The following is a 19,009-nucleotide window of genomic DNA, read 5'->3' as shown; positions in this document are numbered from 1 at the left end:
GCGTTATGAGCTAGCATTTTGTACCAGTTCCCCAAGGTTGGCCAAAGCAGCTGCAGCCGTTGGCTAACTTTCTTGATTCATATAAGTTTTTGAAAAAAAGGGCAGCTAATAAGATTAAAACTATCATAAATGGTATTAATTTATTTCCAATATATGTTTACATTTTAATTCTTATATTAAATTGTTAATTTTTACTAAATATTATAAAAATATACCAAAAGGTAAAAATATTTAGCTGTATCAAAAATAATAGAAATTTTTATGACCAGCATTATATGATTTAATTAGGAGTCAACTTATGAAAAGAATCTTACTTTCTATTTTTCCAATATGTTTATGTTCTACTTCATTTGCGGGTGAAGTATTAACAAAGGATCACCTTGATAGACCTATTATCAAAAAAACTTTCGATATAAAAGATCAAAATGGAAATAATATAAAATTATCTCAAGATTTTCTCATTGTTGGAGAGGATGAGCTTTTATATCTTAGAGGATCATCTTCACCAGTAACATTAAAGTATGGAGAGGAAAAATGTCGCTCTGATGGTAAAGTCTTAGATATAGACTTTGGTTCTAAGATAATAAAGAGAAATCAACAGTATATACTTTCTTGCTCAAATGATAAAAATCTGAAAAATACGATTATTAATAAATCTTATTCATCATCACCACAAGAGCAGTCCTTAAAAGGCTTTAACGATGTTACATCTCTAAATCAATTTGGTGAAAAAATTATTACAAGAACATCAACAGCTATAGCACCAAATGGCCGAAAATATAATATACAGCAGCAGTTTCAGGAAATCTCGGAAAATAAATTATTGTATATTTTAAATAGTTCAACACCTGAGACATTGCAATATAATAACGAGCTGTGTAAATCTGTGGGAGGGATAGATGCTACAGATAAAGGGGTTCGTTTAATTAGTAAAGATGCGACATCTGCTATCATATGTGACAATGTAAAAAAAAATAATATAGATACTGTCAGTTCCACTAGACAGAGTTGCAATATTAGTGCTCTGTCAAATAGTGATTATAACGGTAGAGCATATGCAAACAATATTGTATCTGGTACGGTCTATTATACGAATGCCACGGGTAGTCTTATAAGAAGAATCACTGTTAATGGATACTCTAATGAAGCCATTGATTATTTATCTAATCAAACTGGTAATGGTCAAATTTTTCTAAATGCGTATATTGGTGCACCTAATACATATCCTATTGTTACTACTGGTCAATTAGGATGTTCTAGCTCATCTCAAGGTGTGCTGATTGCAAGCTGATTAAGCCCACACCTTAATCTTGCTAAGGATGTTTTTTATAGCAATGTAACAATGTAAATGTCTCGATTTGCGTTAAAGCTCTTTGAAAAAGCCCTGAACTATCAGGGCTTTTCAATTAATTTTCCATTTCTGCTTCATAAAGTGATGTTAAAGTAGCCTTTAATTTTTCATCTTTAGTTTCTGCAATGTACTCTTGCATTTTCTCTTTATACTCAGGGTGTCCAGCTTTATATTTTGCATACAAGTATGAGAACTCGCCTATCTTATAATCAGGGTCGATCTTGTTTTCTGGTTTGTCAAGTTCCACTTTTAGAACCTCTGCAACATGATCATAGCACTTATTAACCAAAGTTGCTTCTTTCCCTTGCATGGTAAACAACTGACATCTAAATGTAAGTCTTGCTGTGTCATTCGGCTTCTCTGCAAGTTGCTTATCATTCAATGCGTGTGCTTTCTCATAGTCATTCAAAATCATATAAATATTCATTTGAAGTAGTTCACGTTTACGTTTGTCCGTGATCTTGTCTACATTGGGAAGTATCTCGCGCATGTGCTTCTGAAAGATTTCTTTATCTTCCATAGAATATTTCTGAATGTACTCATTATGCTTATCAATAATCTTCTGATCTTCGGCAGACAATGTTTTAGGTGCTATCGTCTCAGTTTTTACTTCTGTCTGTTTAGTGCCGTCAGACGCATTGCTGCAGCCGCTTAGAAGTACTGAACCAATAATAAATAGTGTTAAATAGTTTTTCATGCTTATGCTTGGGTCTGCTTTAGAGGGAATGCCTTTTTCTGGACCACATTTGGATTAAATGTATTATAAAAAGCCCTAAATAATTAGGGCTATTGCAATACATATCTATACAAGAAATGGTCTTTAATGAGCTTTTTGCTTAAATGGCATAGATTCAAGAATTTCTTTAATAACTGTTGGGTCCACTACGTTCTCATACATCGTATTAAAAGTATGCTTCTCATCTTCAGTGGTTTGAGCATTAACTAGATCTTTTAACTTTTGCTTATATTCAATATGACCGGCTTGGTACATGGCAGCGTAACTTGACCAGAGAGCATATTGCTTTTGTGGATTATCATTACTTAGTTTTTCGTATTGTGCCTGATATAGCTTAGCTGCTTTTTCATAACAGCTATTAATTTGGCTTTCTGGCTTTTGCAATTTTCTTTGAATTAAACACTGAGTTTCTTGAATGCTTGCCGTGCTATCTAAAGCAAGAATTTTTGTTGCCAAAATATCGGCTTCATTTAAATAACCTAATTGAAGTAGCACTTTTAATTTTAACTTTTGCACTTGTATGCTTGAATCATTGTCATCTGGAAACTTCTTTAAAAGCTTTTCCAGTTTTGCTTGCGTGGATGTAATGTCTGCTTCAGTCTGAAGAGAGCTCATAATTTCATTGAACTCTGCCACAAGTGGTTTTAATGCTTCCTTTTGGTTATTAGATTGCTTACTCTGCACTTGGGCGATTTCAGTTGTGCTATCAAAGTTATTACACGCAGCAACCGCGGCACTTAATAATAGAATCGTTAATAACTTATTCATAACTTTTTACACCTTGCGCGCCGCAGAGTTTAAGGAAAACTTATATTTTTTTATAGGAGGCATTGGATGCACAGAACCCACGGTATCCGAAATTACTGCGGTATATCCTAGTTCAAGTTCTACATCAACGAGCTGCAAATTTGGTTCTGGTAATTTGATAGTGCAACTTCCCAAAGGGGCCTTATTTTTATCTGCTGGCCAATACCCTTGATCGCTTTTTAACTTATGTCTGGCAATTTCTTTACCTTCCCGTGAAACAATTGCAGTCCCAAAAGGGTAGACAGTTCCCTTGTGACTCAAGGGAGCTGCATTAATAACTACACTTAAAAATAGTTCCTTGCCTTGAACTTTGTAGTTTAGAAAATAGCTTACAGCCCCATCCAGAGGTGTTACACCTTCATCACCTAAAAGAACAGCCTTATGGCTAATGTAGACATCTGTTTTATACTGCTCAATGTAAAAGTTTTCATATTTGTCTTCTCTAAAACTATTAGTTGTCTGCTGTTTTTGTGACATTGGAGCTGATGAGAATTTTGCAGCTGATGCTGATGCACCACCATTGTCTTGGACAACTAAGTTTTGTTGAGGCAGTAATTTGCAACCACATGAAAGTGAATCATTAACACGAGCAGCGGCTTTGCCGAAGATCTGCATGTTTGGATCACCGGAGACAATTGTTGCGACAATTTTATGTGTTGGGCAGGTAGCTTTATCACCGACACAAGCAACGGCAATACCGTCAATAAGGAACATACTGTTCCCCGAGATTACTTGGCCGCCTCCAGTTGTGGGGCAGCCTATAGTTATATATGGGGTTGCCAAAACTATTCCTTCTGATTTTCTTGAAGTGCCAGAATGATAGCAAAGAGGGATAGACAATGCTGTATAGTTTTATTTATCAGGGTGCACAGCTCATACGATCAATAACAATGTGACTGTACTGTAAGCATTAGTGTAAAAGCCCTCTGATGAGGGCTTCTATATTATTATTTATCTACTACATATTGGACGAATTGTTCTAAATCAGAAAAAGTGTAACTTCTTTTTTCCTGCTGAGTTGCATAGCTATATTTGTAATCTTTACTTTCCGGTTCTAGATTTAAGTAATCAGTCTCATCCACAAAAGTACAAGAGGCGACTAAATTTCCATTCTTAGTCTTTTTAAATGAAAAATTAACTTTATCATTTACTTGTACCATGCCACCATTTGGTGATTTTGCAATCAATTCCAAAGCTAAAGATACTTTTGTTCCACCATCGAAAAGAACATTAAATTCCGTATATCCATTATTTTCAATTTTTTCACCAGGGAAAAGTGAAAGAAACCAATTTTTCAAATCTTCTCTGTGTTGAGTAACGCCTGAAAGAATTTTTGATATATTTTGACGATTTTGTTCCTCTTGATCTTTATCTTTTTTTGCTTCATCTTTAATTTTTGTTAAATTAAGTGCCATTTTAAGTCCTTAAGTTTATTTATGAAATAAATATATAGTGTTAATTTTGATATTTTAAAGGTCAGCTATTTAATTTCGCGAATTATTCTTCTCATTTAATTATTAATAATAGTTCATCCTGCTTAAAAGGATTTCTACTCAATTTATCCCTACTCATCGACCAGGAACAAAACAAGGTCTAACTCCCAATTTCTTCTTTTCAAACTTGTTATGAACATCATCCATAGTCTACATCAATCATTTACCACATTCTTTAAGCCAAACATCCAGTAAGCTAGAAGGTTCACATGTGCCTGCCACCAACCTCTGAATTCGAGCAACACGTTCGTCAAGTTTAGGGTCATTACTGATTAGAGAATATGAATTTGGCGCGATCAGAACTGCCACAAGTCGAATAAACTCGATATTGGTTAACTCAGCAGGAGGTCGCCCGTATATAGTTGAGCTTGCCAAATGAAAACCAATCATCCACCCATTAGGACCATTTCCCATTTCAAGCGTATCTAACCAAAGGGCAAGAATCTGTTCTTTCGTTAGGTGGCGCTCAAGTCCGAGAGCATAACCAGTTTGACGTATCTTATTAAAGCCAGGACGAAACTGCTGAAAGGCGAGCCTTTTTGCCGCCGATTGAGTAATGGTAGTTAAGCCTGCACCAGCGGTAGAAAAGTCTACTCCAGAATGTTTTGAGAAATTTGGATCTTCAACTGTGAGTAAAATAGCCAGATGGTCTGCTCCTAAAGAGTCACCGCCACGATTTTGAATGATCAATTGATTAGCTCGAGTACGTAATTTATTTGCATCTGATGATGCATCCTGATACCCCTTTGCACCATATACTACAGCAATAACAAGCAAGAGAGCGAAAGTAAAGCTAATTGTAATTCCTGCATATTTAAGTATTTGAAACATTTTCTTATACATTCTGCCTCCCATTTTATAGTAAATTTACTAATCACTATGCCTCGAAAGTACCGTGCTGGCTGATCAAAACTAGAACAGTTACAGGCTATTTTGTATAATTTATTAATATAGCACAACTCAAATTTAAGAAATTTTATTGAGGCTATCCTTATACAGACTTAGAACAGGATGCCCTTTTGGCGAACTATACTAAGTTCATTGGGACAACCTAAATCTATTTTAGGCTCTTTAATCCAAGGAGCCGCGAGACCAAACACACTAATATTCATTCAATTTATTCTTTTTTAGAGAATAAGAGGGGAGCTTCATAATTAGGATAGATATGAGGTTTATATTCAAATGTTGGCTCAAATAGATCAAGTAAGTGAATTCTATCTTTTGCAATTGGTTCGTAGTTTGAGCACATCTTTTTAACTTTGTTATATTTGTGATTGATCAATTTTACTATTTAGGAAGATCTGGATAAGTTTAAAATCTTTGAGGTTTTATGGTCTATTAGATGTAGATAAATAGGGGGGAGATAAGTTAGCTAATTTCTGGCGGAAAAGTACACTTTTCAAATAAAATTAAGAAATCTATAAGATGCTTACATATTGCTTACATGAGAGTAGGTATTAAACAACCACTTAGGATTAATGCACCTAAGTGGTTGTTTTATTTGGTGGGCCCACCGTGACTTGAACACGGGACCAACGGATTATGAGTCCGCTGCTCTAACCAACTGAGCTATAGGCCCTATAAGCAAGAAAAGCTTTTAATCTCAAGGCTTTTCAGTGCGTGCAATACTAATCAATTTTTTAATTAAACACAAGTCATTTTCTAAAGTTGGCGCATAGTAGCCCAAAAAATATTGTGTTGTTTTGGTTAAATATTACAAGCGATAGTGATTCTAGCGTATGAGTACTTCGCGAGTAAAGTGAACTAAGTTATTTATCGATCAATTAGAACTTATTCCAGCCAGCAACTTATTGTGGTAGAGGCTTAATTATCTTTTCGATTCGAATTATTAATTCTTTTAAAATATATATTGTTTGAAATATAATCAATTTGTGGGAGGTTATTTGAATAATGCTGACAAGATTAAGTTAGATAAGTTTACCGAAAAATAGTAGAGTACAAGCAGATTTGTGCATGTATGTATCGTGTGCAATTTATAAATTTTCGATCGAAAATTATTTTAATAAAACTATGAGAATGTAATGATAATATTTATAGGATTAATTTTTTAGAACTTGTAAAGGACTTGTCCTTTGATTTTTGTAAGTCTAGATATAATCGAAAAACTACTTATAAAATATTGAGAGTCAAAGTAATTCGAAATAAATAATCTAATATATAGGATGAATAAAGCTTTAAAGATGAAAAGCGAAAAGAGATGAATAAAGGTGAGCTTATTTTTAAAATTAAGTACTTTATCTCATTTTATTAAAAAAATAGAACTTTTAAGTGGAAAAGTTCGAAATTTTTATCATTGAAATTTCTTTCTTTTCCTAATGTGTTTTCTATATAAAACTTAAAGTGTGATTGCTTTCACGTGGAATACAAATGATTGTATTTTATTAATTTTATTCTTGACTAAAATGCTAGGTTTTAATAAAGTATAAATGTATTTTTCCAAAATAAAAAACTATTGCTTAGTCCTGAAATACAGTAAGAAGCCTGCTTTTTAAGTAGGCTTCTTGCTTTGTATAATATTGACGGAAATAGGGCCTGAACAATAAGCTAAATCTTTAAAGCAAGCATATTTAATTTGAAGTAAAACTATAAAAAGAGATCAGATGTACTCGGAACTAAAGTATAAGAAATTATAAATTTTCTTGAATAATTTGGATGAGTTCTCGAGCCGCTTTAGATAATGGGCGGTCTTGAAGCCAAATTAAATAAATGGATAGAGGTAAATGATTTTTGGTATTTTTAAAATCTAAAAGAACTAAATGACCTTGATCGATTTTTTCTTGTACTAATGATAAAGGGAAATTTCCCCAACCGAGTCCTGCTTCAACCATATTAATTGCTGTTTGTAGACTATTCGTTTTCCAGTACATTGCACCAATAATTGAACGAGAATCTGTCATTTCATGGTCACTACTCGCTACTACAATTTGCCTAATATTGATTAACTCTTCAATAGAAAACGGCTTTGTTTTTTCTTGTAGAAGACTATGACTAGACGAAATAGTGGCAACTACTGTTTCAGTCATGACCAATTGCAGATTTTCACGCATTTTTATATTTAGGTCTGATCCCGCTAAGCATAGACTAATTTCTTCCGTATAAAGTAAATTGACGATGTCATCTTGAGGGGCAGTAATAACTTCTATATTAAGTAATGGGAATTTATCGGCTAATTTTTTTATTGAATAGAATAATAATTTGGTATTTACATCAGAGACAACACCAATACGTAATTTACTTTCAAGCCCTAAAGAAAGTTCATGGGCATGAGTACTAAATAGCCTAAGCTGTTCAGAAATAATGCGAGCCTGTGGTTCTAAAGCTAATGCTGTCGAAGTTGGAATGACCTTTCGATGGGTTCGTTCAAATAAGATATAACCCAATTCTGCTTCTAAATTAGCAATGGCCATGCTGACTGCTGAGGGGACCCGATTTAGTTTACGAGCGGCCGCAGAGAAAGATCCCGTATCTAGTACGGTGATGAAGAGTTCAATATTTTCACTGTTAAAATTCATTTTGATATCAGTTAAACTGAAAGCTATTAACTTTATATATGATTTTAACTGAAATTAAAATATAAAGAATTAAGCAGAGTTTATTGATTATGCAAGGTGTAAAGCGTCGAATCGTATATGTTTCTTCTTATGAAGTGATCGGAATGATTATTTCATCAGTAGGATTAGCTATCTTGGCCGGTGATAGTGTAGAACATACTGGGCCTCTATCTGTCATGATTACGACCATCGCTGTAACTTGGAATTTTATTTACAATGTTTTATATGAGAAGTGGGAGGCTAGACAAAGCAGTAATATCCGTACAGTCAAGCGTAGGGTTGGGCATGCAATTGGTTTTCAGCTTACCTTAGTTTTATTTTTGATTCCTCTTATTGCATGGTGGATGGATATTTCTCTGATTGCTGCTTTTTGGTTAGATGTGGCATTTATCATTATTATCCCGATATATACTTTTATATTTAATTGGAGTTTTGATAAGTTGTTTGGGCTTCCTGCTTCAGCACAGGTTAAAGCATTACAAAAATAGTTTTTTATCAATTTCAATAAGATATCAAAGTCATACTTTGATATCTTATGTTTGGGCTTTACTTAACTTGTTCGAGAGGTAACTGTTTTACAAACTTTAGTTGAGCTCTTTTAGCAAAAAAATAGTAGATCAAAGCTGTAGAGATAAGTCCCACTAGCCATGATAAATCGATCCCTCCTAACATTGCCGCGATTTGACCTGTATAGAATTTACTATTAATGAATGGCAGTTGAATCAAAATACCTAAAAAGTAGCAAGTAATACCAATTCGATTCCAGCGACCATACTTACCATTTGGGTCATATAGCGCATCTACATCACATTCTTCTTTAGAGATAAAGTAGTAATCAACCAGATTAATTGCGCTCCATGGAATAAAAAAAGTAAGTAAAAACAAAATAAATGCTTTAAAAGCACTTAAAAAAGTGTGCTCGCCAATAATTGCTATAAAGGTCGAAATCACAACCATAGCAAGGACAATGAGCAATCTTGTTATTTTTGAGATTTGATTTGTCGATTTGAAACTGTTCCAAACCGTAGCAACACACATAAAACTACCGTAAGCATTTAAGGTCGTCAGAGTAACTTTGCCAAAAGCAATACTAAAATATAAGAAGGTAACAACTAAGGCGATGGGGTTCATTCCAACCACATATTGAACCTCATTTCCAACAAAATTCCCGTTTGCAACCTGAGCAATCAAAACGCCTAAGCTCATGGAAATTTGTGAACCCACTAAAGAACCTAAGCCAACGGCCCAGAAAACGCGAGATGAAGACGTTTTAGTTGGAAGATAACGTGAGTAGTCTGCAACATAAGGTCCAAAAGAGATTTGCCAAGAAGCAGAAAGTGAAACTGCTAACAAAAATGAAGACCAACTGAAATGACGTACTGCTAAGAGTTCAGAAAAATCAGAAAGAGCTAAAATTTGAGTCAGAATAATAACAAAAGCAATCAAGCCAATAATACTAGCTACTTTGCCTACCACATGAATTAAGCGATATCCAATTGTTGCAAATAAGATAATAAAGCAAGCATAAATTAAGATGCCAGTTGTATTGCTGACATGTGCTAGATGTGCAATAGCTTTACCCGCGAGTACCTCACCAGTTGCAGTAAACCCCAGATACATGAGACAGACGAGTATGATTGGAATACACGCACCATATACCCCAAATTGAACACGACTTGAAATCATTTGTGGAAGGCCAAGTTTTGGACCTTGAGCAGCGTGTAGAGCCATGACAGCAGCACCAAAACACTGTCCCACAAATAAACCAATAATCGACCAAAAAACATCCCCGCCTAATACAACTGCTAGTGCCCCCGTCACAATGGCCGTGATTTGCAAATTGGCACCAAACCAGAGGGTGAATTGGGCAAACACTCCGCCATGTCTTTCATTCTCTGGAATAAAATCAATGCTTCGGTTTTCAATAAAACTACTATTTGGTTTCTCAGCCGATGAGTCCATTACACTCTCCTTGTCCTTTAAGAGTCCACTCTATTTTTATTAAGTCTGCATTTGTACAAACAAATACAAACATGTATATACAAGTAATTTTAAAAAGAATCAAATACTTTTTTAGGCTGTAGAACCTAAAAGTGGCTTAAATATTTCATAGATAAATAAAAAAATAATTAGACTGATATTATTTTTAATAGATTTAAATGATATAAAAATAATATATAAAAAAGCCCTCTATTGAGGGCCTGACTTTATACATTCGTGTCTAAGATAGCTTGAAAGAAAGTTGGAAGTTCAGAAAATTGGACGAGTTGGGTTTTATCTTCTTGTTTATAATAATACTGATAGTTTGGAGCTTCTGAATGATTATCGAGATATTGAGTTGCATCGGTAAATTGTGCTTTTGCAACTGGTTTGTCTTTTTTAAATTTCACAATAATAGGATTTACTGAGTTTAATTTTACCGGTACACCATTCTCAAATTTAGCAGTTTCAATTAATAAAGAAATTTTAAAATTTCCGAATGTTACGCAACAATGACCTCCATTTTCTGTTTTAATTTCTTGATCATGAAAAAGCTCTTTAAATAAATTCTTTAAAGATTCTCTATGCTTATCTAAAGCGATCTGAAAATCATGATCTTGTTGTCCAATTTTTTCTTGCTCTTCTTGCAGCAATTGGGCTTGCTTTTCAATGGTGGTGAAATCCAGCTTCATTTTAATATCTCCTTAGGTTGTTTTAAAACTATATATGGCAATCTTTTATTAAGTTTTAAAGAAACATATATTATTTGTTACAACGCAATAATTAAGATGAGCTTTTGTGATAAATAATTGAAAATGTAAAAATATATTTTTAAAAATAAAACTTATAAAATTAAAGAGTTTATTAAGTAAATATTTTTCTATTTTTTATTTGAAAATGCTGCTACATAATAAACATATGATTTTTAATGTAGCAGCATATTTCCTATTTTGTACAATGTTTTACTATAAGAGGCGTGCCTTTAATTTTTAAAAAACCTCCGCTGCTCATTACACCAAGCATTACTAAAGCTGTTCCTATTAATTGCCAGATGTTGAGCGATTGCCCTGTAAGTAGGGCGATCAGCATACTAAATACTGGTACAAAGTTAAAAAAGACGGAAGCACGTCCGGCTCCTAACTTTTGTATGCCATTAAACCAGAATAAATAAGCAATCATTGTAGAGCAGATAATGACATAACCCATGGCCAGATGTGCATTTACAGGCGCAGAAGTGATGGCTGTAAGAGGATCTTCAAATATCATACTTAACACGCCAAGTGTTATTGCCCCGAACATCATAGAAAAAGTCGTTGTTTCTAAAGGCGTGGCATTTTTTACATAGCGGCGAGATAGAACATTTGCTAAGCAAAATCCGAAAGCCCCTAATAATATAAATAGATCTCCAATGTCTATTTTCAGGTGAAGTAAAGTTGTTATATGCCCCTGACTAATGACGAGTAACACACCACTTAAGCCGAATAAAACACCTAAAAATTTACTAGGGGTAAGTTTTTCACCGTCCAAAATAATTGTCATTAATAGAGTCATCAACGGTGTGGTTGCCATAATTAAAGCACCATTCACAGCAGATGTAGTCTGTAAGCCATAAAAACAACCTATGTTGAATCCTGCAATGCCGACAACCCCAATAATAAGATAGATAAATAAATTTTGACTTAAGGCTGCCCATCTTAGTTTGCCTGTTATTGAAAAGATCAGAAGTAAGCTTAGGCTTGCAATTGAAAACCGTTCAGATGCGGCAGATAGCGGAGGCATATGTTGAATAATATAAGACATTGCATTAAATGCTGATCCCCAAAAAAACATCGTTAATACAACACCAGCATAGGCATAAGCCACCGTTCTGTTCATCGACAGGCTCCCACTAAGAAAGGTTTTATTCTGGGCAATTATATAAAGGTGTACAATTCCGTATTAATACACTTCTAATGTGAAAATTTGCACAATGATTGATTGGGAAAATTTACATTACTTTTCAGTTTTTACCGAAGAGAAGTCACTGTCAGCTGCCGCAAGAAAGTTGGGCGTAGATCATGCAACTGTATCCAGAAGAATTGCCCAGCTAGAACAAAACTTAAAACTTAAATTAGTGGATCGTAGACCACGCACATACATACTTACCCCTGATGGAGAACGTCTTGCACAAGTAGTTGCTCGTATGATGGAAGAAACGTTTTCTATTGAACGTTTAACTCAAGCTGGTCAGCAAGAAGTGATGGGTAGTGTTTCTATTAGTATGCCTCCTTTAACGGCTGCGCATCTCATCATGCCTCATCTGGGGAGATTTTATCGACATTATCCCCAATTAAAATTACGTGTACTCGGTGATGTTCATTATGTTTCTTTACAGCATAGTGAGGCTGATATTGCTGTACGATTTGGTCGTCCTAAAGATGAAAACTTAGTTGCTCGTAAAGTAGGTGAAATTCCTTTTGGGATATACGCTGCTCCAAATTATTTAGCCTCAACTGATTCTGAAAGTTATGAATGGATCAGCGTAGAAGTCGGGGGTGTACATGGTCAAAAACAGCAGAAGTTAAAAGAAAGATTAGGTAATAAAGAACCTATAATGGTTACAAATCATCCTGAGCTTCAGTGGAGAGCCGCATGTGGAGAAGCTGGGTTAGCTGTGTTACCTGATTTTTTAGGCACATTGAGTAATTTGGTCAGATTGCAAGATGATCACCCCATGAGTGCTGAAATCTGGTTGGTAACCCACGAAGATCTACGACATAGTCCTGCAATACGTGTAGTAATGGATTTTCTGGTGAGTTGTTTCGAGTCTTTTAGAACTTAAACTTGGTTAGTTAAATGCTTACTCTTAGAAGTCTGTTTAAAGAAGCTGCCATTTTTCCGCAGCTTCTTTTGAATTTAGTTAGATCAATAGGCTAGGTCAGACTAACTTCTATGCCTTCACGTAAATTAGATTGATCTTGACGAGAGTTTAAATCAATTTTGGCAAAAGACTTAGCAAGTAAACGTCTAGCAGCTGAATTAATAGGTTTTTCTACCCATTTAGGTAATTTTATCCCTAAAGGATTAGTTTCGGTTTTAGATACTTCGGTGGTTACTCTTGTTCCCATAATATAGTCAAACCAAGGTCTGGTAACGCACCAATTAGCATTCTGATTACTTGTCATATGGTGATCATAATGCCAAGGAATACGTTTTTTTGCATATTCTGGGTCTAAATGAGACTTGGCATGCACGCGCCAATAATTCCATAAACCATAATAGAGTCCAGCTGTAAAAAAAGGTGCTACAGGTAAAAAAATGGTAGCAGCACCTGCTAATCCAATTAAGGCTGTTTTTTCATTATAAATTTCAGCATTTTTAAGCATAGATTCGGCATAGCCTTCGTCATGGAAGCCATTTAAACGGGCACGTTTATGATGGGCGATATGGGTGAAAAATGGGCTATTACGATACTGGCTTGGAAACTCATGCAGCCAAACTTTATGAAAGTACCATTCCAAGCCATTTGCTACAAAAACACCTACAGGGAATCCAAGCATATGTGTCACTTCTTCTTAATTACAATTTAAAGCCATTGTAAAAGAAGAACGTTTTATCCCTTTGACCTAATAGGCAGTAGACCAATTGCCTTTAGAATCAATTTGATTGTTTTTGTTTACGTTGTCGATAAGCATTTGGAGTTTCATTGGTCCATCGTTTGAATGCACGTGTGAACGCAGAGGGTTCTGAAAAACCGGTTAAATAAACAATTTGATCAATAGTTTCTTGTGTATTAGCAAGCAAACGTCTGGCAAGTTTTTCTCGATGTTGATTTAGAATCTTTTCATAATTTGTATTAATAGCTTGTAAATCAGCGCGAAGAGTACGAGGGTTGCGGTTTAATTGTTCTGCAATCAATTTTTGATCAAATTGCCCAGATTCAAGTAATCCATTACTAAGTAAACGTTCAATTGCATGAATCAGTTGATGCTTTTCTAATGTTAATAACTGCTGTTCCGCAAGAGTTTCATGGATTTTTAATAATTCTGGCTCAGCAGCTGGCGAGGTCTTATTTAATAGTACACTAGGAAAAACAATAGCACCTTTTGTTTGGCCTAAAATGACGGGGCATTTCCACATCTCGCGATAAGTTTCAGCCGAGGCACCTTGTTGATAAGGTAGAGTAATGTGATTAGGTCTGAACTCATTATTAGTAATATATTTAAAAAAATTAAGAAAAACACCAATTCCACATTCTAGATAATGTCTTACGGGATGCTCAAAACCCGATAATATTGCTTGATCTTCATTAATGGTTAAGGAAAGGCTAAATACATCTGTAAGTAGGGCTTGATATCTTATAGTGCGTTGTAATCCTTCACCAAATGTAGAGCTGCTCAAAAATAAATATTCAATGACCAAACCCCGGAAAGGGGGCATTTGCTTACCTACATGTAAGCCAATATCAGGATCTTGGCTAATTTCTTCAGCAGCTGTCCAAAAACGATTTTGGGTAGAATTATCTCTACGAATATTTTTATCGGGTGGTTGATTGGGCAAATTTACACTTGAAAAAATAGATGCTGCATCTAAGCCCATCTTTTGCATAGTCTGGTAAGTCATCCATAAAAAAATTCCAGCGTCTGAAGAATTTTTAGACATGATTTGATGACAACCCTATAAACTATAGCGCATATTCAATCATGATTTTATTGCTGATTCTATATCTCAGAAACTTATATTAGTTTAATTATCAGGAAAGAAACCCGCATCTTCACGTGCTTGCTTTAAAGCTAAGATAAAGGAGGTTAATAAAAGCAAACCTATAAAAAAAAGAAAAAGATCGATGTTACTAATCGCAAAACCTATACTTGTAGCACCTAGACTTAGTAATAAGATACATAATATTTTCCAAAAAATGAGCATGTTACGTTCTGATAAAAAGTCTAAAACATATTATTTGCAATTGAAGGGGATTTCTAAATTTATTTATGTTTTTTTTATTATAAATTATGTAATTCTTTAAAGTTTAAATTTTTATGATTTTAGTCTAAATATTTGAAGTTAAAGTAAATTTAAGTTTATCCGACTTGACGAGTGTCTTTTAATTTTTCTTAAAATTAAGTTTTTATTAATTAATAGAATGATAATTCTTTAGAAGCACTATAAAATAGCGATTATAAATTAAATTTATTTTTTTAATTTATTTAAAACAATATGTTATGATGATTTTTTAAATTTTTGTTAAAAAAAAGACTTGATCTTTAAGCCGAATTTTGAAATTATACCCATGCAAATTGTGATCTATTTCCCACAATTTGTATTTCAGGTTAAGTGGTTATCACTAATGCTCATTTGCTAATTTTGCTTATGAGCATTTTTTTATGTGATTTTTTAATAGAACTACAAAGTTTGAAAAATTAGTTTTTTGAGTTCTTTTGGTAGCATTGAGCTTATTTATTTTTAGTAATTTTATAGAGAATAGTTAATCATATTGAATCGTCACCGTCGCTGTGGCTTTAACCTCACCTGCGGTCACATTGGTGGCAGTCTGATAGTAACGAGCAGTTAAAGGTATATCATATTCAACAGTTTGGTTGGAACTCACCATACCTATATTTAGTTTGCTTGCTTTTTGAATCGGCTGATTTGCTCCATTCATATTCCATAACAGTTCGACACCCACACCGTTGGCTTTGATTGAATTCGCGGCACTGTTGTTAATCACCTGATTATTGGAGGTATCAGAATTATAATCAAAACTTAAGCTGATCGTATTGCTCGTAGAGATACCAGAGTTGTTTTCGCCACCATTACATAAGATTGATAGATTAAAATTCTGTTCCCCTTGGGTTGACCCAATCGCTCTAAAGCCTGATTTCATCACGGTTGGAAGTTGAACTGGTGAATCTACACCATTTTGAATTTCACAAGATGAAGACGCAATAAGAATAGGGGTATTACTTAATACGGTCGTTGTTAAAAATGGGCGATTTTGTTGTCCTGATACATAATAGGTGCTGTAACGGCCTGCGACTAGTGCTCCGGAGCCTGTTGTCATGGCAGTTTTAATAACCTCCATAACAAAATACCCTGGGGAAAGCGTATATGCTTTATTTGGTGTTAATGTACGTCTATAGGGATAATATCCTGAAAAATCTGAAGCATCGGCAGCTTCACGATAAAGACGAATACCAATACCCGGAATATTGGTGGCATAAACATTATTACCTATAGGACTAATTGGATAATTTAAGGGGAGAGCAGCAATAATTTGATCACTCGCGCGATTACAAGTTGCAGTTGAATTATTAGGAGATATTGTAAAAGTATTCTTTTGTAAAATCGTTCCTATTGGATCATTTGGTTTTACTACGATTTTACCTATATTCATTGGAATATCGACGGTAGTAAATCCTTTACTTAAATTACAATTTGCATTTGTATGGCTATAAGCAAATAGACTCACTGCCAAAAATCCAATTTTTTTTAAAATATTATTCATTTACAGACTGCCTTTGTCATAATAATTGGTTGGTTGTTATGCTTTATTTGATCCGCTATATCGTATTCAATCTCGCATTTTTCAGTACTCGTATTTCCCCATTTCACATATAAACGGTCATGGGTTAAGGGTGTTCGTAAATAAAAGCGACTGCCTTGCGCGACAATACCTATTACTTCGTTATTCTGGTTGTATACCTGTGCGGCAAAAGGTAGATGTGAGCCATCTAATGTTGTTGTACTAATAAAAAGTGCATAACCTTTTTTTGTTGAGAATTGAACTTTAGTGATTGAACCTGCATAAGGGGCAATCCGTAAACTGCTCTCACCAAGTTCAACTTGTGTGGGCATGTTTTGCGGGTCAAGACTAATGTCATTCATACGGTAAGGCGTAACATAGGGAATAACTGCATATCCCTTTTTGTTAATACTGAGCCCTGGTGTATTACCGACTTGTGCTCCCGTAGCATCCGGTGCATAGACCAGCACCATGGTTTGAGCCTGATCTGGCCCAAACAGAATTCCTTGGGAATGTGCAACAACATTGCCACTGAAGTTAAGCATTTCTTGTTGGTATGAATCTGCGTGACTGAATGAAGCACCAAGTGTTGTATAGTTTGTTTTATAGGTACCATTAATATTCAGGTTGGTTTGACCATCGTCCTGACTAGAAATTGATGCGCCGTAGTTTAAGCGACTTCCTGTAAAGCCACTGAAGCTTAAAGTCTGGCTGTCCTCACCAATAACACTATTAAAAGTTAGAGAATTTTTCTTAAAATCTAATGGAAAAGATAAAGAAGCAAGGTACTGCGTATCTTGACCTGTGCGGGTGCCGCCTTCATCAACTTCGCTGCTAATTGCGGATAAACTATAAGTTAAATCTTTAAATTGATTGCTATAACCTAATTGGAACTGTTTATTGGTCTTGGGTTGATTCCAATAGTTTGTCCATGAACCCACTAAATAAAAATTTCCCCATTGCTTTGGAAGAACTTGATTTAAAGTAATCTGGAATTCACTTTTTTGTTTGCCTACAGAAAAGCTATCAATATTTTGTTGTTGTAAATCTTGAATTAAAATTGCATCACGCAATTTGAGGTAGTTCTCTGTTGAATAGCGATAAGTAGCTAATGTTAAATTAGTATTTGTTGGAGAAAATAGTTGACTGTAACTTAAACGATAACTTTGCCCTGTCATTTTAGATTGATGATCAAACTCAGCTTTTGATTGAGTGGCATCCAAAGAGACAGCTCCAATGGGTGTTGAAAAAGCTGTACCTAGTAATAATGAGAGATACTGCTGGGTCGCTTGAACCGCACTGTAAGCTGTGAGGTAATTATTAATTCCCCGTTGATACTTACCCTGTATCAGCCATGGAGTTAGGCTAAGGTTTGAATCTCGAAACTGCCCTAAAGTAAAAGAGTATCGACTCATTTGAGGGCGTAGCATTTCGACGACAGAAGCATAGGGAATAGAGAATTTTTGAATTACTCCATTAGACTCAATTACCGAAACTTGTAGCTCACCTCCAAATCCCGTTGGGTAAAGATCATTAATTTCAAAGTTTCCGGGTGGTACCGTTGTCTGATAAATTAAATTGCCTTGTTGTCTAACCTCGACTTTCGCATTGGTTTTTGCATAACCTCTCACTCTGGGAGCGTAACCGAGCATACTGTTTGGAAGCATTCGGTCATCACTTGAAATATTTACGCCCCGATACGGTAACGAATCGATAAAATCACTATTAGTAAAATAATCGCCTAAAGTCACAACGCCATGAATTTTCGGAAATGCTTTTTGTATATATGTATTCGTTGAAGTATAAGAAGAATTATCAGTTTGAAAATCAGTATGGTCTTGCCATTTCCATTGTCCATTATGGCGAAATTGCCAACTCGCTAAATTTGCTCCAAGATTCGTCCCCATAAAAGCATATGTACTTTCATGTTGTTCGTTAACTATCCGATAAGCAGTTGCGTTATATGTCAAAAAAGCTGCATTAATACCTCGATCCCAAAAATGTGGGTCGATATAGCCTTGTGCATTTTTTTCTAATGTGGCTTGGGGGATAGAAATATCAATTCTTAAACGAGAGCTGTCAAATAAATAAAAAGCATTATCTATCCAAGTCCCAAGTGTGTCACAAGAAAGAGATGATGTATGAGAATGTTGGCTAAGCACCTCAGCTTTTACGCCATATTCTAGTAACATGGCTTCTGTGAAACAGGTTTCGGCATTTGCATTGGGAGTGTGCGCATTAAAGCGCATATGTCGTTTACCCAGCCATTGACCATTAATATAGACATCTAAGCTATATTCACCAGCTAAGATGGGGTTTCCATATTTGAAACGACTAATATCAATTTTTTGCGCATTACCTACTAAAAAATTACTATCAAACTCTGCTTTTGAGAAACCTGAAACATCGGTACTATTTTCGGCATATGCAGCCAAAGGCATAAATACCGCAATACTTGAGGCCACATAACAAGTAAAAGGGCTTTTTAAACATATATAAGGTATAAACCATTTAGACATAGTTTTAGAGCCTATTCATGATAGGTATTTAGGTTTTCTTAAGTAATAC

At 34.8% G+C, this 19,009-nt stretch carries 17 protein-coding genes, 1 tRNA gene and 2 pseudogenes; 3 read left to right on the top strand and 17 right to left on the bottom strand.

The annotated features are described in order from the left end of the window. The first annotated feature begins 298 nt into the window (after nucleotides 1-298). Nucleotides 299-1,291: a hypothetical protein gene (locus RMB03_RS17305; RefSeq protein WP_311077036.1), complete on the top strand. Its 993-nt coding sequence runs from the start codon at nucleotides 299-301 to the stop codon at nucleotides 1,289-1,291. A gap of 115 nt (nucleotides 1,292-1,406) precedes the next feature. Here RMB03_RS17305 and RMB03_RS17300 read toward each other — a convergent pair whose 3' ends face one another. From RMB03_RS17300 to RMB03_RS17260, 9 genes and pseudogenes are all read right to left on the bottom strand, one after another. Next, a complete protein-coding gene (locus RMB03_RS17300) occupies nucleotides 1,407-2,048 on the bottom strand; it encodes a hypothetical protein (RefSeq protein WP_311077035.1) in 642 nt (213 codons plus the stop codon). A gap of 123 nt (nucleotides 2,049-2,171) precedes the next feature. Further along, the gene (locus RMB03_RS17295; RefSeq protein ID WP_311077034.1) at nucleotides 2,172-2,855 is read right to left on the bottom strand and encodes a hypothetical protein; all 684 of its coding nucleotides are present in this window, start codon (nucleotides 2,853-2,855) and stop codon (nucleotides 2,172-2,174) included. Nucleotides 2,856-2,861: 6 nt separating this feature from the next. Continuing rightward, the gene (locus RMB03_RS17290) at nucleotides 2,862-3,677 is read right to left on the bottom strand and encodes a PAAR domain-containing protein (protein WP_311077033.1); all 816 of its coding nucleotides are present in this window, start codon (nucleotides 3,675-3,677) and stop codon (nucleotides 2,862-2,864) included. Between the two features lie 164 nt (nucleotides 3,678-3,841). After that, nucleotides 3,842-4,309 (bottom strand): hypothetical protein, encoded by a 468-nt coding sequence (locus RMB03_RS17285; RefSeq protein ID WP_311077032.1) that lies wholly within the window; start codon nucleotides 4,307-4,309, stop codon nucleotides 3,842-3,844. A 91-nt stretch (nucleotides 4,310-4,400) separates the two neighbouring features. Beyond that, nucleotides 4,401-4,534: pseudogene (locus RMB03_RS17280) on the bottom strand (DNA polymerase V subunit UmuC); the annotation flags it as partial. Between the two features lie 12 nt (nucleotides 4,535-4,546). Then, a complete protein-coding gene (locus RMB03_RS17275) occupies nucleotides 4,547-5,230 on the bottom strand; it encodes a transglycosylase domain-containing protein (RefSeq protein ID WP_409070623.1) in 684 nt (227 codons plus the stop codon). 283 nt (nucleotides 5,231-5,513) lie between these two features. Beyond that, nucleotides 5,514-5,636 (bottom strand): annotated as a pseudogene (locus tag RMB03_RS17270) (SOS response-associated peptidase); the annotation flags it as partial. A gap of 253 nt (nucleotides 5,637-5,889) precedes the next feature. Then, nucleotides 5,890-5,966 (bottom strand) — tRNA-Ile (locus RMB03_RS17265). Between the two features lie 1,069 nt (nucleotides 5,967-7,035). Continuing rightward, nucleotides 7,036-7,920 carry a LysR family transcriptional regulator gene (locus RMB03_RS17260; RefSeq protein WP_311077031.1) on the bottom strand — a complete coding sequence of 295 codons (885 nt, stop codon included), beginning with the start codon at nucleotides 7,918-7,920 and terminating at the stop codon, nucleotides 7,036-7,038. Between the two features lie 89 nt (nucleotides 7,921-8,009). Between RMB03_RS17260 and RMB03_RS17255 the strand changes: the two genes are divergently transcribed. Next, nucleotides 8,010-8,447 (top strand): PACE efflux transporter, encoded by a 438-nt coding sequence (locus tag RMB03_RS17255; RefSeq protein WP_311077030.1) that lies wholly within the window; start codon nucleotides 8,010-8,012, stop codon nucleotides 8,445-8,447. Nucleotides 8,448-8,505: 58 nt separating this feature from the next. Here RMB03_RS17255 and RMB03_RS17250 read toward each other — a convergent pair whose 3' ends face one another. From RMB03_RS17250 to RMB03_RS17240, 3 genes are all read right to left on the bottom strand, one after another. Beyond that, a complete protein-coding gene (locus RMB03_RS17250) occupies nucleotides 8,506-9,921 on the bottom strand; it encodes a cytosine permease (protein WP_311077029.1) in 1,416 nt (471 codons plus the stop codon). A gap of 245 nt (nucleotides 9,922-10,166) precedes the next feature. Beyond that, nucleotides 10,167-10,631 (bottom strand): hypothetical protein, encoded by a 465-nt coding sequence (locus RMB03_RS17245; protein ID WP_003651360.1) that lies wholly within the window; start codon nucleotides 10,629-10,631, stop codon nucleotides 10,167-10,169. A 253-nt stretch (nucleotides 10,632-10,884) separates the two neighbouring features. Beyond that, nucleotides 10,885-11,814 carry a DMT family transporter gene (locus RMB03_RS17240; protein WP_017390523.1) on the bottom strand — a complete coding sequence of 310 codons (930 nt, stop codon included), beginning with the start codon at nucleotides 11,812-11,814 and terminating at the stop codon, nucleotides 10,885-10,887. Between the two features lie 94 nt (nucleotides 11,815-11,908). Between RMB03_RS17240 and RMB03_RS17235 the strand changes: the two genes are divergently transcribed. Then, nucleotides 11,909-12,760 (top strand): LysR family transcriptional regulator, encoded by an 852-nt coding sequence (locus tag RMB03_RS17235; RefSeq protein ID WP_005041209.1) that lies wholly within the window; start codon nucleotides 11,909-11,911, stop codon nucleotides 12,758-12,760. 91 nt (nucleotides 12,761-12,851) lie between these two features. Here the strand turns inward: RMB03_RS17235 and RMB03_RS17230 are convergent, their stop codons facing one another. The 5 genes from RMB03_RS17230 to RMB03_RS17210 all read right to left on the bottom strand — a co-directional run bounded on the left by RMB03_RS17230 (nucleotide 12,852) and on the right by RMB03_RS17210 (nucleotide 18,876). Next, a complete protein-coding gene (locus tag RMB03_RS17230; protein WP_080026919.1) occupies nucleotides 12,852-13,478 on the bottom strand; it encodes a sterol desaturase family protein in 627 nt (208 codons plus the stop codon). Nucleotides 13,479-13,575: 97 nt separating this feature from the next. Continuing rightward, nucleotides 13,576-14,580, bottom strand: a complete 1,005-nt coding sequence (locus RMB03_RS17225) for an AraC family transcriptional regulator (protein WP_311077028.1) — start codon at nucleotides 14,578-14,580, stop codon at nucleotides 13,576-13,578. Nucleotides 14,581-14,664: 84 nt separating this feature from the next. Next, entirely contained in the window at nucleotides 14,665-14,844 is a 180-nt protein-coding gene (locus RMB03_RS17220) for a hypothetical protein (protein WP_017390526.1), read from the bottom strand. 559 nt (nucleotides 14,845-15,403) lie between these two features. Continuing rightward, complete coding sequence (locus tag RMB03_RS17215) at nucleotides 15,404-16,423, bottom strand: fimbrial protein (RefSeq protein ID WP_311077027.1); 1,020 nt, start codon at nucleotides 16,421-16,423, stop codon at nucleotides 15,404-15,406. Then, on the bottom strand, nucleotides 16,420-18,876 hold the full coding sequence (locus RMB03_RS17210) for a fimbria/pilus outer membrane usher protein (protein ID WP_311077168.1): 2,457 nt from the start codon (nucleotides 18,874-18,876) through the stop codon (nucleotides 16,420-16,422). The genes RMB03_RS17215 and RMB03_RS17210 overlap by 4 nt, the downstream gene beginning before the upstream one ends. Nucleotides 18,877-19,009: the final 133 nt, after the last annotated feature.

It is taken from the genome of Acinetobacter sp. V91_7, from assembly GCF_031799075.1.
Taxonomy (GTDB): domain Bacteria; phylum Pseudomonadota; class Gammaproteobacteria; order Pseudomonadales; family Moraxellaceae; genus Acinetobacter; species Acinetobacter calcoaceticus.
This window is presented reverse-complemented; position numbering and strand designations above follow the sequence as displayed.

Coding starts and splice junctions, on each gene's coding strand:
- RMB03_RS17305 (WP_311077036.1), top strand. CDS start 299: ATGAAAAGAATCTTACTTTCTATTTTTCCAATATGTTTATGTTCTACT.
- RMB03_RS17300 (WP_311077035.1), bottom strand. CDS start 2,048: ATGAAAAACTATTTAACACTATTTATTATTGGTTCAGTACTTCTAAGC.
- RMB03_RS17295 (WP_311077034.1), bottom strand. CDS start 2,855: ATGAATAAGTTATTAACGATTCTATTATTAAGTGCCGCGGTTGCTGCG.
- RMB03_RS17285 (WP_311077032.1), bottom strand. CDS start 4,309: ATGGCACTTAATTTAACAAAAATTAAAGATGAAGCAAAAAAAGATAAA.
- RMB03_RS17275 (WP_409070623.1), bottom strand. CDS start 5,230: ATGTATAAGAAAATGTTTCAAATACTTAAATATGCAGGAATTACAATT.
- RMB03_RS17260 (WP_311077031.1), bottom strand. CDS start 7,920: ATGAATTTTAACAGTGAAAATATTGAACTCTTCATCACCGTACTAGAT.
- RMB03_RS17255 (WP_311077030.1), top strand. CDS start 8,010: ATGCAAGGTGTAAAGCGTCGAATCGTATATGTTTCTTCTTATGAAGTG.
- RMB03_RS17250 (WP_311077029.1), bottom strand. CDS start 9,921: ATGGACTCATCGGCTGAGAAACCAAATAGTAGTTTTATTGAAAACCGA.
- RMB03_RS17245 (WP_003651360.1), bottom strand. CDS start 10,631: ATGAAGCTGGATTTCACCACCATTGAAAAGCAAGCCCAATTGCTGCAA.
- RMB03_RS17240 (WP_017390523.1), bottom strand. CDS start 11,814: ATGAACAGAACGGTGGCTTATGCCTATGCTGGTGTTGTATTAACGATG.
- RMB03_RS17235 (WP_005041209.1), top strand. CDS start 11,909: ATGATTGATTGGGAAAATTTACATTACTTTTCAGTTTTTACCGAAGAG.
- RMB03_RS17230 (WP_080026919.1), bottom strand. CDS start 13,478: ATGCTTGGATTCCCTGTAGGTGTTTTTGTAGCAAATGGCTTGGAATGG.
- RMB03_RS17225 (WP_311077028.1), bottom strand. CDS start 14,580: ATGTCTAAAAATTCTTCAGACGCTGGAATTTTTTTATGGATGACTTAC.
- RMB03_RS17220 (WP_017390526.1), bottom strand. CDS start 14,844: ATGCTCATTTTTTGGAAAATATTATGTATCTTATTACTAAGTCTAGGT.
- RMB03_RS17215 (WP_311077027.1), bottom strand. CDS start 16,423: ATGAATAATATTTTAAAAAAAATTGGATTTTTGGCAGTGAGTCTATTT.